At 72.3% G+C, this 14,721-nt stretch carries 10 protein-coding genes; 2 read left to right on the top strand and 8 right to left on the bottom strand.

The features are described 5' to 3' along the window. Nucleotides 1-113 precede the first annotated feature (113 nt). Both ACSYGO_RS32010 and ACSYGO_RS32005 read right to left on the bottom strand, forming a co-directional pair. Nucleotides 114-3,368, bottom strand: coding sequence for a putative bifunctional diguanylate cyclase/phosphodiesterase (locus tag ACSYGO_RS32010; protein ID WP_426677908.1), 3,255 nt, complete (start codon nucleotides 3,366-3,368; stop codon nucleotides 114-116). 219 nt (nucleotides 3,369-3,587) lie between these two features. Further along, complete coding sequence (locus ACSYGO_RS32005) at nucleotides 3,588-4,529, bottom strand: 2-hydroxyacid dehydrogenase (RefSeq protein WP_426677907.1); 942 nt, start codon at nucleotides 4,527-4,529, stop codon at nucleotides 3,588-3,590. A gap of 76 nt (nucleotides 4,530-4,605) precedes the next feature. On the opposite strand from ACSYGO_RS32005, the gene ACSYGO_RS32000 reads away from it, so the two are divergent. Further along, entirely contained in the window at nucleotides 4,606-5,604 is a 999-nt protein-coding gene (locus ACSYGO_RS32000) for an aldo/keto reductase (protein ID WP_426677906.1), read from the top strand. A 100-nt stretch (nucleotides 5,605-5,704) separates the two neighbouring features. After that, nucleotides 5,705-6,880: a PQQ-dependent sugar dehydrogenase gene (locus ACSYGO_RS31995; RefSeq protein WP_426677905.1), complete on the top strand. Its 1,176-nt coding sequence runs from the start codon at nucleotides 5,705-5,707 to the stop codon at nucleotides 6,878-6,880. A 236-nt stretch (nucleotides 6,881-7,116) separates the two neighbouring features. Here ACSYGO_RS31995 and ACSYGO_RS31990 read toward each other — a convergent pair whose 3' ends face one another. The 6 genes from ACSYGO_RS31990 to ACSYGO_RS31965 form a co-directional block, all read right to left on the bottom strand. After that, nucleotides 7,117-7,476 (bottom strand): DUF6191 domain-containing protein, encoded by a 360-nt coding sequence (locus ACSYGO_RS31990; RefSeq protein WP_426677904.1) that lies wholly within the window; start codon nucleotides 7,474-7,476, stop codon nucleotides 7,117-7,119. A gap of 38 nt (nucleotides 7,477-7,514) precedes the next feature. Then, nucleotides 7,515-10,604, bottom strand: coding sequence for a helix-turn-helix transcriptional regulator (locus tag ACSYGO_RS31985; RefSeq protein ID WP_426678040.1), 3,090 nt, complete (start codon nucleotides 10,602-10,604; stop codon nucleotides 7,515-7,517). A 185-nt stretch (nucleotides 10,605-10,789) separates the two neighbouring features. After that, nucleotides 10,790-10,981: a hypothetical protein gene (locus ACSYGO_RS31980; RefSeq protein WP_426677903.1), complete on the bottom strand. Its 192-nt coding sequence runs from the start codon at nucleotides 10,979-10,981 to the stop codon at nucleotides 10,790-10,792. Nucleotides 10,982-11,167: 186 nt separating this feature from the next. After that, a complete protein-coding gene (locus ACSYGO_RS31975; protein ID WP_426677902.1) occupies nucleotides 11,168-11,794 on the bottom strand; it encodes a hypothetical protein in 627 nt (208 codons plus the stop codon). A gap of 35 nt (nucleotides 11,795-11,829) precedes the next feature. Continuing rightward, nucleotides 11,830-12,405 (bottom strand): GNAT family N-acetyltransferase, encoded by a 576-nt coding sequence (locus tag ACSYGO_RS31970; RefSeq protein ID WP_345657026.1) that lies wholly within the window; start codon nucleotides 12,403-12,405, stop codon nucleotides 11,830-11,832. Next, on the bottom strand, nucleotides 12,383-14,626 hold the full coding sequence (locus ACSYGO_RS31965; protein WP_460388557.1) for an MMPL family transporter: 2,244 nt from the start codon (nucleotides 14,624-14,626) through the stop codon (nucleotides 12,383-12,385). Before ACSYGO_RS31965 ends, ACSYGO_RS31970 begins: the two co-directional genes overlap by 23 nt. Between the last annotated feature and the right edge of the window lie 95 nt (nucleotides 14,627-14,721).

Genomic DNA, 14,721 nt, shown 5'->3' with positions numbered 1-14,721 from the left:
CGCTGGGTGTCCCGGGTCCGTCCGGTGGCCACCTAGCTTCAGCCGACGCGCTTTCCAAGTACGAGAATTCGGGTGCGCATGGCATTGACCCTCCCCCCGGCACGCACCGACTGTCAAGTGGGTGGGACGGGAGTCTCATTATGTGAGCGGAGGGCCGTACCGCCCCCGAAAACTGCCGGCACACCACTCGTATACACCCCTGAGCCGCCGCCCGCGAACGCAGGCTCGACGGGGCCGTGGGGCACCGGATAATGGCCGGAAGACAGCGCTCTGCGCAGCCGGTACTCGTCGAGCGGCCCGGAGAACGCCATGCCCTGCCCGTGGGTGCAGCCCATCGCGCGCAATGCGATGACCTGCTCCGGAAGGTCGACGCCGTCGGCCACGGACTGGAGCCCGAGGTCGGTGGCGATCCGCAGCAGCCCACTGGTGATCTTGTGCAGCCGGGCGGACTCGACCACTCCCTCGACCAGACTCCTGTCGAGCTTGAGCACGTCGACGGGGAGTCTCCTGAGCGCCGTGATGGCCGCGTAGCCGCTGCCGAAGCCGTCCAGGGCGATACGGACGCCGAGGCGCCTGAGCGCGTTCAGCCGGCGCTCCAGCTCGTCCAGGGAGACCCGGGGATCGGTGTCGGACAGCTCGATGATCAGGGCGCCGGAGGCGAGCCCGTGCCGGGTGAGCAGGGCTTCCACGGAGCCGAGGGGGCCCGAGCGGTCCAGCAGCCGCCGCGCGTTCGTCCGGACGGTGACGGGCACCGTGACGCCCGCGGCGGTGCGCTGGGCGGCCTGCTCGACGGCTTCCTCGAGCACCCAGCGGCCGAGCTCGGCGGTCTTGTCGCTGTCCTCGGCGACGCGCAGGAACTCCGCGGGCGTGAAAAGCACACCCTGGGCGGATCGCCAGCGCGCCTGAGCGGTGACCGACGTGATCCGGCCGCTCTCCAGCGAGACCACGGGCTGATGCAGCAGCGCGAACTCGCCGTCCTGCAGGGCCGACCGCAGCCGGGTCGCCAGCTCCGCCTTGCGTACGACGTCCTGCTGCATCTGCGGCGCGTACAGCTCGACGCGTCCCTTGCCCGCCGCCTTGGCGCGGTACATCGCCAGGTCGGCGTTGCGCTGGAGCTCTCCGGCGCCCAGGCCCGGTTCGGCGAAGGCGACACCGATCGACGCGGCCACCCGGACATCGTTGCCGTCGATGGAGTAGGGCTGGGAGAGGGTGACCCGCAGCCGGTCGGCGAGCTCCATGATGTGGTGTTCGCGGGCGCTGCGGTCGCGGTTGCCGTCACCGACGATCAGGGCCGCGAACTCGTCGCCGCCCAGGCGGGCGGCGGTGTCGCCCTGCCGTACCGAGTCCTGGAGTCTGCGGGCGGCCTGGACGAGGAGTTCGTCGCCGGCCTGGTGCCCGATGGTGTCGTTGACCGCCTTGAAGCCGTCGAGGTCGATGAAGAGGACGGCGGTGCCGCGGTCGGAGGAGCGGCGGCCGGAGAGCGCCTGCTGGACGCGCCGGGTGAACAGCGCGCGGTTGGGCAGGTCGGTGAGCGGGTCGTGCTCGGCGTTGTGCTGCAGCTGCGCCTGGAGGCGGACCCGTTCGGTGACGTCGCGGCTGTTGAAGATGAGGCCGCCGTGGTGGCGGTTGACCGTGGACTCCACGTTGAGCCAGCCGCCGTCGCCGGACCGGAACCGGCACTCGATCCGGGTGGTGGGTTCCTCGGTGTGGCTGGCCGCGAGGAAACGTCGTACTTCGTGAACTACGCAGCCGAGGTCTTCGGGGTGGATGAGCGTGGCGAGCTCGGAGCCGACGAGATCGTCGGCGTCGCGTCCGTAGACTCCGGCGGCGGCCGGGCTGACGTACCGCAGGACGCCGTTGGGCGCGGCGATCATGATGACGTCGCTGGAGCCCTGCACCAGGGAGCGGAAGTGGTTCTCCTTCTGGGCCAGCTCCTGGGTGAGGGTGATGTTGTCGAGCAGCATGATGCCCTGGCGCACCACGAGGGCCAGCACGACGAGGCCCGCGGTGATCAGGACCACGCGGTCCACGTTGTGGCCGTTGAGGACGTTGTAGAGGATGCCCAGGGTGCAGACGGCGGCGGCCAGGTAGGGCGTGAGGGCGGCCAGCGAGCCGGCGATCGGGCGTGAGGCCGGATACCGGCCGTGGCCTTCGTCCTGGGGGTTCACGTGCCCGTGTCCCCCTTGCTGTCCGTCGGGCTGTGACGGCTGTGGTCCGTCGTGCCCCTGTGGTCCGTCGGCCCCTTCCGGGCCCTGGAATCCGTGGGCGGCGTGGTCCGCCCGCTGCCCGGCGCGCTCTTTCCGGCGCTGCCCCGGGATGTGCTCGTGGACCACGCGCGCGTGCCCGTCCGCGGGGTGGTCGTCGGCGTCCGGCTGTCCGTGCCGGGTGCCGACCCAGGGCGCGTACGCGAGGAGCAGTGAGCCGGCGAACCAGCCCGCGTCGAGGAGCTGGCCCGAGTGATAGCTGTTGTGCAGGAGCGGCGAGGTGAACAGGGCGTCGCACATCACGGTCAGGGCGAGCGCCCCGATCGCCGTGTTCACCGCGGAGCGGTTCACCGACGAACGCCTGAAGTGCAGCGCGAGCACCATGCTGACCAGCGCGATGTCCAGCAGCGGGTACGCGAGGGACAGCGCGGTGTGGGCGACGCTCGGGCCGTCGAACTTCGCGGCCTGGGCGAGCGCGAGGCTCCACGACAGCGTGAGCAGCGAGCCGCCGATCAGCCAGGCGTCCAGCGCGAGGCACACCCAACCCGCCTTGGTGACGGGCCTCTTGGCGAGCACGAGCAGTCCTACGATGGCGGGTGGCGCGAAGCACAGGAAGAACAGGTCGGCATAGCTCGGGCTGGGGACTGGGCGGTCGAGGACCACCTCGTACCACCCCCAGACCAGGTTCCCGAGCGAGGCCATGGCGGAGGAGAGCGCGAACAGCAGCCACGCCGGTCGAAAACGGCTGTGCCGGCTACGGGCGTAGCGGAAGCAGGAGACGGCCGCGGTGCCCGCCGCGGCGCTCAGTCCGAAGTCGCCCATGATCAAAGCAAGTCCGGCGGAGCCCCAGCCGAGCGCGGAACCGACGGCGTATGCCGCGCACACGAGGGCCAGTGCGAGTTGTGAGTACAGACCCGTCCCACCGCCGAACACCGGCCGGCGGGTCAGCAGTGCCCCTGGCGAGCTCACCGGGGCCACCCGGTCCGCACTCCGGAGTCCCGCTGGTCGCCGTGGGCCGGGTGCGCGTGCCTCCGGCGGCCGCCGTGCCTGCGGTGGGGATGGCCACCATGTCCGTGGCCGCCGTGCCCGGCGTGGCCGCGTCTGCGCGTGGCCGCGCGCAAGGGCCGTCGTCGGCGGCTCCGCCGCGTCGGATCGTTGGTCCATAGGCCGTGCATCGCCCGTCGCCCCCCTCGCAGTCCGAATGTTCAACCCCGGCGCCGAACGGTGCGCGGCGCAGCCCCTGTCGGGACGATACACCAGTCTCGTCACTCAGGGACATAGTTCCTCTACGCTCCGTAACGACCAGCGCGGATGTCGGAACTGCCCGCGTTCGGGGAACTGCGGAGGGTGCTCGAAGCGGACGGTGCGCGAACGGGACGTGACCTAAGCGCCGGTGGTAAGGACCACGTTCCGCAGCGGCTCCCGGTTCACGAAACGGTTCAACTGGTCCGCCAGGAGCCGCTTGGCGCGTGGCATGAACGCCGAGGTGGGACCGCCGACATGGGGGCTGATGAGCACGCCGGGCGCGTGCCACAAGGGATGTCCCTGCGGCAGCGGCTCGGGATCGGTGACGTCGAGGGCCGCGGTGAGCCGGCCGCTCTCCAGCTCGGCGAGCAGGGCCTTGGTGTCGACGACGGGGCCGCGCGCGACGTTCACGAGGAGCGCGCCGTCCTTCATCCGGGCCAGGAACTCGGCGTCCACCAGGCCTCTTGTGTCCTTGGTGAGGGGCGTGGACAGCACCACGACGTCGGCCTCGGGCAGCAGGGCGGGAAGTTCCGTGAGTGGATGCACCAGACCGCGCGCCATGGTGCGCTCGGAGCGCGCGACGCGCGCCACCCGCGCCACCTCGAAGGGCGCGAGCCGGTCCTCGATGGCGGCCCCGATGGACCCGTAGCCCACGATCAGCACGGACTTGTCGGCGAGCGCGGGACGGAAGCCCGAGCGCCACTCCCCCTTGTCCTGGCCGCGCACGAAGTCAGGGATGCCGCGCAGTGAGGCGAGGATCAGGGCGAGGGTGAGCTCCGCCGTGCTCGCCTCGTGCACACCGCGGGCGTTGCACAGCCGTACTCCCGGACGCAGGTGCCCGAGGCTCGGCAGGACGTGGTCGACCCCGGCGGAGAGCGTCTGCACGACCTGGACCGACGTCATCCCGGGCATCGGCCGCTGCGAGACGGCGGGCGGCTTCATGTAGGGGACGACGTAGAACGCGCACTCGGCCGGGTCGGCGGGGAAGTCCTCGCCGCCGTCCCAGAAGCGATAGTTCAGGCCTTCGGGGAGGCCTTCGATCTCGTCGGCGCGAATCGGGAGCCACACATCGGGAGTCATGGTCAGGAGGCTATGCCAGGCACCCGCAGGCGCAGAGGTTAGGTTGGGGTGCCAGCAAGGGGAGGATTACGGCCAGGTGGAGCGCAGGACGATCGGGGCGGCGGCGCTCGAGGTGGGCGCGGTCGGGCTCGGGTGCATGCCGATGAGCTGGGCGTACACCGCTTCGCGACAGCGCGGCGAGGAATCGCTGCGCGCGGTGCACACGGCACTCGACCAGGGCTCGACGCTGCTCGACACGGCCGACATGTACGGCCCCTTCACCAACGAGCTCCTGGTGGGACGAGTACTGAAGGAGCGGCGCTCCGACGCCTTCGTGTCGACCAAGGTCGGTCTGCTGGTCGGCGAGCAGCACATCGTGGCCAACGGCCGCCCCGGCTACGTGCGACGAGCGTGCGACGCGTCGCTGCGCCGGCTCCAGACCGACGTGATCGACCTCTATCAGCTGCATCGCGCGGACCCGGAGGTCCCGGTCGAGGAGACCTGGGGCGCGATGGCCGACCTGGTCACCGCGGGCAAGGTCCGCTCGCTCGGCCTGTGTGCGGTGGGCGCCCGGTCCGGCCGCCGCTCGGGGGCGCGGCTGCACGACGGGACGATCCGGCAGCTGGAGCGGGTGCAGCAGGTCTTCCCGGTCAGCGCGGTCGAGGCCGAGCTGTCGGTGTGGTCGACGGAGGCGCTGGACGCGCTGCTGCCGTGGTGCGCGGCGCGCGGGGTCGGCTTCCTGTCGGCGATGCCGCTCGGCAACGGTTTCCTGACCGGCACGCTGACCCCGGGCGAAGGGTTCGAGCCCGACGACGTGCGCGCCCGCCACCCCCGGTTCACCGCGGAGATGATGGCGGCGAACCAGCCGATCGTGGCGGGGCTGCGGCGGATCGCCCGGCGGCACGGGGACGAGGTGACGCCCGCACAGGTGGCACTGGCGTGGGTGCTGGCACAAGGGTCGCAGGTGGTTCCCGTGCCGGGGACCAAGCAGGAGCGCTGGGTCGACGAGAACGCGGGGGCGGCCGGACTGCGGCTGACGGCGGCGGACCTCGCCGAGGTCTCGGCGCTGCCCGGGGCCCGGGGATCCTGGGACTGAGTCCGTCCGCCGCGGGGCCGTCCGCCTCGGGCTTCGGTGATCGGGAACCTCCGCGGCACCGGCGGTGTATGAACAGTAGGACCGCCGCGTCGAAGGGACCTTGATCGTGCAACGACGAGTGGTGACGGCCGTGTTGGCCGCGGCAGCGCTTCTGGTGACGGCCGGCTGTTCCTCCGGGGACGGGGGCGCGCCGGACGACGGGAAGAGCGCGTTCCCGGGCATCGGGAGTTCGACGCCCGCGCCGTCGTCCTCCGGGAGCCCCACCGAGGAGGCACCCCCCGCGAAGGGTTCGGTGAAGGTGGTGCGGACGGTCGCCGAGGGCCTGAAGACGCCCTGGGGTCTGGCACCGCTGCCTGAGGGCGGGCTCCTGGTGTCGTCGCGGGACGAGGGGACGATCGTCCGGGTGGACGAGAAGACCGGCCGGAAGACGGAGCTGGGCGAGGTCCCGGGGGTCGCGCCCGCGGGCGAGGGCGGCCTCCTGGGCATCGCGCTCTCCCCGGACTACGCCTCGGACCACATGGTCTACGCGTACTTCACCACCGCCTCGGACAACCGCATCGTCCGCATGCTGTACGACGCGAAGAAGCCGCCGGGTGAGCAGCTCGGCGCCCCGGACACCGTCTTCAAGGGCATCCCCAAGGGAGTGATCCACAACGGCGGCCGGATCGCGTTCGGCCCGGACAAGATGCTGTACGCCGGCGCGGGCGAGACCGGTGACCGGGGGCAGGCCCAGAACAAGAAGGCGCTGGGCGGCAAGATCCTGCGGATGACGCCGGACGGCGATCCCGCGCCGGGCAATCCCTTCGGCGAGTCCGTCGTCTATTCGTACGGCCACCGCAATGTGCAGGGACTGGCCTGGGACGACAAACAGCGGCTGTGGGCCTCCGAGTTCGGCCAGGACACCTGGGACGAACTGAACCAGATCAAGCCCGGCGACAATTACGGCTGGCCGGTCGTCGAGGGCCGCGGCGGCGAAGCCGAGTACCACGACCCGGTCGCCCAGTGGCACACCGACGACGCCTCCCCCAGCGGCATCGCCTACGCCGAGGGTTCCATCTGGATGGCGGGTCTCAAGGGCGAGCGGCTCTGGCGCATCCCCCTGAGCGGCACGAAGGCGTCGGCGGCCCCCGAGTCCTTCCTCGAGGGCGAGTACGGCCGCCTGCGGACGGTCGTCTCCGCCGGCGGCGACAAGCTCTGGCTGACGACGAGCGAGACGGACGGTCGCGGCAGCCCCGCGCAGGGGGACGACAAGATCCTGGAGCTGAAGGTGAGCTAGGGGGCGGGGCCGCTCTTCGCCGCGGTGCTTGTCTCCGGTGCCGTCCAGCGGCCACGCGTCGTGCGCCTGCGCGGGGCCGATTCCCGCCGCCTGGCCAGGGCCCTGGTACCCGCCGGCGTCGGGGTGCCGGCCGGGGTCGTGGTGCCCGGGCCGGCGGCGTGCTGCCCGGGCCTCAGGCCGCGGCGTGCTGCCCGGGCCTCAGGCCAATGGTCGGGATCAGGGTCGTGGTCGGCGGCCTATTCGGGCTCGGAGTCCTGCGTCGGCTCGGATCCCTGTCCCGACTCTGGCTGTGCGTCCTGAGCGGACTCGGCCCCGGGGTCATGCCCGGCCTCGCGCCCCTGCCCGGACTCGGCCTCGGGCTCGGACTCGGACTCGGACTCGGGTCCACCGTCCGGCTCGTGGTCGGTGTTCTGTTCCTGCTCGGACCCCTGCTCGTGTTTCGGCAGTCGTACGACCACCTTGCCCGAGGACAGGTCTATGGGGCCGCGCCCCGGGTCGCCGTCCGTCAGGTCGACCCGGCTCAGCTCCAGTCGCTTGCGTTCGTCATTGGTGTGCTTGCGGCCTGGTGCGAAGAGCTCCTCGAACATGTTGAACACAGCGCCTCCCTCGGCCCGGATCCTTCACAGCGTAGATCTCAGCCCGTCGCCCTGGCGGCCGGGGCCTCCGGGGGAAAGAGCCGCAGCCGGTGTGCGAGCGCGGCGGCCTCCCCCCGTCCTGAGACGTCCAGCTTGGCCAGAATGTTCGAGACGTGGACGCTGGCCGTCTTCGGGGAGATGAACAGCTCCTCGGCGATCTGCCGGTTGCTGCGGCCGGCGGCCACGAGGCGCAGCACGTCGCGCTCGCGGCTGGTGAGGCCGAGGGCCAGCGCCGGGTCCTTGGGGGCAGGTGCGCCTGGTGCGGGCGCGGCGGTCAGGGTCAGCCGGGCCCGCTGGGCGAGCAGTGCGACGGCGTCGGCGAGCGGACGCGCGCCGAGGTGATCGGCCGCCGCCCGGGCCAGCCGCAGCAGTTCGGTGGCGCGGGCGCGGTCGTCCTCCTCGGTGCCCGAGAGCAGCAGGGCCTCGGCGAGGCGGTACCGGACCCGGGCGAGGTCGTACGGGCGCTCCAGGAGTTCGAAGGCGGTGACGACCTCGGACCAGTCGTCCGGGGCGGTGATCCCCTCGGCGCGCCGGAGCTCGGCGCGCACCCAGGCCTCGTGGGCGAGCCACACGGGCGCTCCCGTGGCCAGCCGCTTCGCCATGGTGCGGACGCACTCCACGGTGTCGGAGCGGCCCGCTTCGGCGAGGGGCAGTCCCCGGGCGTCCGCCTCCGCGGTGGCGGCGGCGAGCAGGAGCGGCCAGGCGTAACGCTGGGTGCCGGGCGGGAAGCCGCAGCCCAGGGCCTGTTCCAGGACGGCGCGGGCGTCGAGGAGACGGCCCTCGGCCGCGGCGACGCCGAGGGCGGTGCGCAGCAGCGGCAGGGCGTGCTGCGGCTGGATGTCATGGGTTCCGAAGTGGTCGCCGGCGGCCACCAGTTGGCGTCCTGCCTCGGCGAGGTCACCGCGCGCGAGGGCGAGGGGGGCGAGCCGGGAGGCGCCGACGCCGGACGGCTTGCCGCTGAGCCCGATGCCCAGCGCGTTCCGGGCCGCTTCGGTGGCCTCGTCCCAGTGGCCGAGGGAGCCGAGCGACTCGGAGAGGTTCCCCCAGATCCAGGCTTCGGTGTCCAGCAGCCCGTGCTTCCGCGCGAGTTCGGCGCCCTCGCGGAGGATCCGGACGGCTTCCCGGGAGCGGCCGACCGACTCCAGGTGGGAGGGCAGGTTGATGTGCACGCGGCCCATCACGAGGAAGACGTCCTGCCGGACCACCTGCTCCCTGACCTCGTACAGCTCTTCGAGCCCCGCCTCGACGTCGCCCGAGTCGACCATGAGTCCGCCGAGGGTGAGCCGCGCGTTCAGCTCGATGTCGCGGGCGCCCACCATGCGCGCGTACTCCACGGCGCGCTCGGCGGCGGAGACAGCGCCGGGGCCCGGCTCGTGCAGCATGCACCATGCGGCGACGTTCGACAGGACGTCGGCGTGCACCTCGGACGGCGGAAGGCCCCGGACCAGGTCCTGGGCGGTGGCGAGTTCCGTCCAGCCGTCGCCGCGGGCCTGTGCCTGGATGAGGCGGGAGCGCTGGATCCAGAACCAGGCGGCGCGCAGGGGGTCTCCCTTGACCGCGCCCGGCGGGGAGTTCGGGGACGGCGCGGCCTCGTCCTCCAGGAGGTGCAGTGCCCGCTTGGTGATCTTCAGGGCGCGCTCGCGCTCCCCGCAGAGCCGGCCCGCGACGGCGGCCTCGGCCATCAGGTCGAGGTAGCGCAGGGGTGTGGTGGCCGGGTCGCAGCCGCAGGGCGGGTAGACCTCCACGTAGTCGACGGGCCGCAGTTCGGCGCGGACGGTGTCCGGGGTGACCTCCCACAGCTCCATCGCCCGCTCCAGGAGCCGCAGTTGCTCGGAGGGGGCGTGGCGGCGGCGGGCCTGGACGGAGGCGTCGAGGACGGCGGGGAGGGCCTTGGCCGCGTCGTGGGCGTGGTACCAGTAGCTGGCCAGGCGGGTGACGCGCTCGTCGGCCGGCACGAGCGACGGGTCGGCCTCCAGGGCCTCGGCGTACCGGCGGTTGAAGCGGGAACGCTCGCCGGGCAGCAGGTCGTCGCTGACGGCCTCGCGGACCAGGGAGTGGCGGAAGCGGTAGCCGTCGCCGCCGGGTGAGGCGAGCAGGATGTTGGCGCCCACGCAGGCGCGCAGCGCCTCGATGAGGTCGTCCTCGGCGAGCCGTGCGACGGCGGCGAGCAGCGGGTACTCGACGGTGGAGCCGCCCTCGGCGACGATCCGGGTGACGCGCTGGGCGCTTTCGGGCAGGCCCTCGACCCGTACGAGGAGCAGGTCGCGCAGGGAGTCCGTGAGCCCGGTGGGACAGCCCTCGTGCGCGGCGACGGCGAGTTCCTCGACGAAGAAGGCGTTGCCGTCGGAGCGGCCGAAGATGTCGTCGACCTGGGCCGGGTCGGGTTCGTGGGCGAGGATCCCGGCGATCTGACGGCCGACCTCGGCGCGGCTGAGGCGGCTCAGTTCGATGCGGCGGACGGTGCGCAGCCGGTCCAGTTCGGCGAGGAGGGGGCGCAGCGGGTGGCGGCGGTGGATGTCATCGGCGCGGTAGCTGGCGACGACGACGAGACGGCCGCTGCGCAGCGTGCGGAAGAGGTAGGCGAGGAGGTGGCGGGTGGAGGCGTCGGCCCAGTGCAGGTCTTCGAGGGCGACGACGACGGTGCGGTCGGCTGCGACGCGCTCCAGGAGACGGGCGGTGAGTTCGAACAGGCGGGCCATGCCCTCCTCTTCGTACCGGCGGCCGGAGGTCTCGCCGAGCTCCGGCAGGAGCCGGGCCAGTTCCTCCTCCTGTCCGGCCGCCGCGGCCGCGAGTTCGTCGGGGAGTTGCCGGCGCAGGGCGCGCAGGGCGGTGGAGAACGGCGCGAAGGGGAGGCCGTCGGCGCCGATCTCCACGCAGCCGCCGCAGGCGAAGACGGCGCCTGCGCGCGTGGCCGCCGTGGCGAACTCCTCCAGCAGGCGGGTCTTTCCGACACCCGCCTCGCCGCCGAGCAGCAGCGCCTGCGGCTCGCCCGCGGCGGCGCGGGCGAGCGCGTCGTTCAACTCCCCCATCTCGTCGGCGCGTCCGACGAACACCGGGCTGACGGACCTGGTCTCCACAGGCCCGAGCATCGCACAGGGGTCCGGCGGTGCGGCACCGGATATCGCGACGACGTCCGCGGTGCCGGCGCCCGCGGCGGGGGCCGTACGGACGAAGGCGCCGACCTTCTCGGTCGGCGCCTCGCCGGGGAGGTTCCCTGTCGTGTTCCGCGGCGGGCGGCCGCCCCCGGTACGGCCGCCCGCCCGTGCCCCGGCGTTCACGCGACGCGTGCGAACCGGTGCCTGCGGGGGTGGTTGCTATGTCCCTCGTTCTCGTTGCGTCCTGCCTCACGCGCGGCGGCGTTGCGGGCGGCCCGGCGGACGCGGCGCGCCTCCCGGACGAGCCGGTGGTTCTCGGCCTCGCGGATGAGCTCTGCGGAACGGATCTGGTGAAGCTCGTACTCGAACATCTGGTGTCCCTCGTGAGGAGTCGGTTTCGGCCTCGCTTGTTCGCGATGCCTCAACTTTCGCCTCCCAGGGGGGTGTGTCACATCGGGAGAGTTCCGCATCTTGCGCGCGTGAGGGGCCTTAGGGCGGACGCGGATGACCGGCGCCGGCCCTAAGGCCCCTCAGACGTGCGGGACGGACGGAGTGTGTCAGCCGGTGGAGGGCAGCCCGAGCAGGATGTCGGAGTACTTGGCCACCGCGAGCACGAGGCCGATGACGCCGAGCGAGACGCCCGCCCAGGCGACCGACTTGATCCAGGCGGCCTGCGGCCTGCCGGGTGCGCCGAAGGCGGGGCGGGCGAGCACGACGACGCCGACGATCAGTGCGGCCAGCGCGAACAGGCCGCCCACCAGGGCGGTCGCCGCCCAGGCGTCGCCGTAGACCTCCTTGACCTGCTTGGCGACGCTGGCGGAGGAGGAGGTCTGGAGCTGGCCGACGAGCGTCTCGCGGGCGGCGGCGACGGTGGCGACCCAGCTGCCGGTGAGCGAGACCACGCCGAGCCCGGCGGACACGACGGCTGCCGCGCCCTGGCCCACGCCGGTGGCTCCCTCACCGTCGCCCGGGGCGTCGTCCCCGGCCGTGTCGTCGCCGGTGGTGTCGTCGCCGGTGGTGTCGTCGGCCTCGGCCGACCCGTCGGTCCCGGCACCGGTCGGCGTGGCCTCGTCGGTGACGCTGCCGTCCGCCTCGGTGACGTCCTTCTTGGTGACGTCCACGGTCTTCTCGTCGCTCGTGGCCCCGGTGTCGGTCCCGGCTTCGTCAACTGTCTTGGTACCCATGCCCCGCACCGTACGGACGCTGTCTGAGAAGTCTCTTAATGATCGTCGTGGGCGGCACGCGCGCGTGCGGCACGCCATTCCGGCGCGAGGACGGACCAGACCTCCATGTCGTGGCGCGCATCGCGGTAGACGTAGCTCTGCCGCAGTACGCCGTCCCGGGTCATGCCGAGCCGCCGGGCGACGTTCAGGCTGGGGGTGTTCGCGCTCGGGGCGATCCACTCCACGCGGTGCATGCCGCGCTCGTCGACGGCCCAGTCGATGAGGACGCGCATGCCGCGGGTGACGAGTCCGCGGCCGGCCGCGGCGGGCTCCAGCCAGCAGCCGGCCTCACAGGTGCCCATGGCGGTGTCGAAGATCCGGAAGAGCAGTCCGCCGACGAGTTTCCCGTCCAGCCAGATCCCGTGCAGGCTGCCGCTGTCGGCGGCGCGCTTGTCGGCGTACAGCTGGAGATAGTTCCGCGCGGAGTCGAGGTCCGTCACGTGGTCCGGGAGCGACACATGGCGGCCGATGTAGTCCCGGCCACGCTCCATGTGCGTGAAGAACTCCTCGGCGTGCCAGGGCTCCAGGGGCCGCAGCTCCGCTCCGTCGTCACCCAGGGATATCGCGTACATCCCGCTTCCGCTCCTTCTCCAGTACGTCCGCCACGTCGGCGTCCACCGCTTCGGCCAGCCTCTCATGGGCGGCGCGGCACTCGGGCGGCTCGATGCTGATGCGCGGCAGGCAACGGTCGAGGCGGCGGGGCAGCCACCAGTTCGCGCCGCCCAGCATGTGCATGAGGGCGGGCACGAGCAGCGTGCGCAGGACGAAGGCGTCGAGGGCGACCGCCGAGGCGAGGGCGATGCCGAACATCGCGATGACGCGGTCGCCGCTGAGCACGAAGGCGAGGAAGACGGAGATCATGATGACGGCGGCGGAGTTGATCACGCGACTGGTCTCGGCGAGTCCGACCCGGACGGCGCGCCGGTTGTCCCGGGTCTCCAGCCATTCCTCGTACATCCGGCTGACCAGGAAGACCTGGTAGTCCATGGAGAGCCCGAACAGGACGGACACCATGATCACGGGAAGGAAGGGTTCGATCGGTCCGGCGCGGCCGAGTCCGAGCAGCTCGCTGCCCCAGCCCCACTGGAAGATCGCGACGACGACCCCGAAGGCGGCGGCGACGGCGGCGACGTTCATCACGGCGGCCTTCACGGGGATGCCGATCGACCGGAAGGCGAGCAGCAGCAGGACGCAGCCGAGCCCGATCACAACGCCCACGAAGAGCGGGAGTTTGCCGACGACGACGTCCGCGAAGTCGTCGTAGCTCGCCGTCACCCCGCCGACCTGCACGTCGAGCGTGGTGCCCGCTTCGGCCCGTGGCAGCACCTCGGCGCGCAGCCGGTCGACGAGGTCGCTGGTCTGCCGGGACTGCGGGGCGGATTCCGGTACGACGGTGAGGTAGGCGGTGTCGCCGCCGCTGTCGTAGGTCACGGGTGTCACCGTCGCGACGCCCTCGGTCGCCCGGAGCGTGGCGTCCAGGTTGTCGAGCGCGAGCCGGCCCTCTGCCCCGCCGACCCGGGTGACGAGGGTCAGGGGGCCGTTGACGCCGGGTCCGAAGCCGTCCGCGACGAGGTCGTAGGCCTGGCGTGTGGTCGTGTGCCCCGGGTCGTTGCCCTGGTCGGAGGTGCCCAGGCGGAGCGAGAACGTGGGCAGGGCGAGGAGCACCATGACGACGACGGCGACGGTGCCGAGAAGCTTGGGGTGCCGTTCCACGAAGGCGGACCAGCGGGCGGCGAACCCGGTGGGGAGCTCCGGTTCGGGCCCGTGCTCGTGGAGCCTGCGCCGTTCGCGGCGGTTCAGCGCACGTGGGCCGATCCAGGAGAGCAGGGCCGGCAGCAGGGTCACGGAGGCGGCGACGGTGAGGACGACGGTCAGGGAGGCGGCGACCGCGACGCCGTTGAGGAAGCCGAGCCGCAGGATGAGCATCCCGAGCAGCGCGATGCAGACGGTGGCGCCCGCGAAGACGACCGCGCGGCCGGTGGTGGCGACGGCGTTCCGCGCGGCCTCGTCGGCGGGGAGGCCGCGTTTGAGGCCGCGCCGGTGCCGGGTCACGATGAACAGCGCGTAGTCGATGCCGACGCCGAGTCCGATCAGCATGCCGAGCATCGGCGCGAAGTCGGCGACGGTCATGGCGTGTCCGAGGAGCACGATTCCGGCGTACGCGGTGCCGACGCCGACCAGTGCGGTCGCGATGGGCAGCAGGGACGCGGCGAGCGAGCCGAAGGCGAGGAAGAGGACGACGGCGGCGACGACCACGCCGACGGCCTCGGCGAGGTGCCCGCCGGACGACTGGGTGAGCCCGATCGCGCTGCCGCCCAGCTCCACTTGGAGCCCTTCGCTCTCGGCGGCCTTCGCGGTGTCGACGACGGCCCGGGCCTCGGCCTTGTCGATGTGCTCGGCGCGGTCGTCGAAGGTGACGGTGGCGTAGGCCGTGCGGCCGTCGGAGCTGATCCGGTCGCTGCCGCGGCTGCCGTGGGGGCCGACGACGGAGGCCACTCCTGGCAGGTCGGCGATCCGGTCGAGGGTCCGGGTCATGGTCTGTTCGACGTCGGAGGAGCGCACGGTGCCCGACGTGGTGTGCCAGACGACGGTGTCGCTGTCGCCGCCGAGTCCGGGGAAGCCGTCGGACAGGAGGCGGGCGGCGCGGCCGGATTCGGTGCCGGGGGCTTCGTAGTCGTTCGAGTAGGCGGAGCCCGTGACGGCAGCGGCGGCGGTGACGCCGCCGAGGGCGAGAAGCCAGAGCAGTACGGCCACGAGGCGGTGTCGGACACACCAGCGTGCGAGGGCTGCCACGGACGAGCTCCCTGAGTGATTTGTGGATCTTTATCGGGAACTGCCCGCAAAGAACGCATGACTTATGCGTCATCACTCTTGCAGCCGGTAGTGAT

Source organism: Streptomyces krungchingensis, from assembly GCF_054729265.1.
The sequence above is the reverse complement of the archived record's forward strand: the minus strand, read 5'-3'. Positions and strand labels throughout refer to the sequence as shown.

Bases quoted from the DNA above. Each gene is read 5' to 3' on its own strand.
- ACSYGO_RS32010 (WP_426677908.1), bottom strand. From the start codon at position 3,368: ATGGACCAACGATCCGACGCGGCGGAGCCGCCGACGACGGCCCTTGCG.
- ACSYGO_RS32005 (WP_426677907.1), bottom strand. From the start codon at position 4,529: ATGACTCCCGATGTGTGGCTCCCGATTCGCGCCGACGAGATCGAAGGC.
- ACSYGO_RS31985 (WP_426678040.1), bottom strand. From the start codon at position 10,604: ATGCTCGGGCCTGTGGAGACCAGGTCCGTCAGCCCGGTGTTCGTCGGA.
- ACSYGO_RS31980 (WP_426677903.1), bottom strand. From the start codon at position 10,981: ATGTTCGAGTACGAGCTTCACCAGATCCGTTCCGCAGAGCTCATCCGC.
- ACSYGO_RS31975 (WP_426677902.1), bottom strand. From the start codon at position 11,794: ATGGGTACCAAGACAGTTGACGAAGCCGGGACCGACACCGGGGCCACG.
- ACSYGO_RS31970 (WP_345657026.1), bottom strand. From the start codon at position 12,405: ATGTACGCGATATCCCTGGGTGACGACGGAGCGGAGCTGCGGCCCCTG.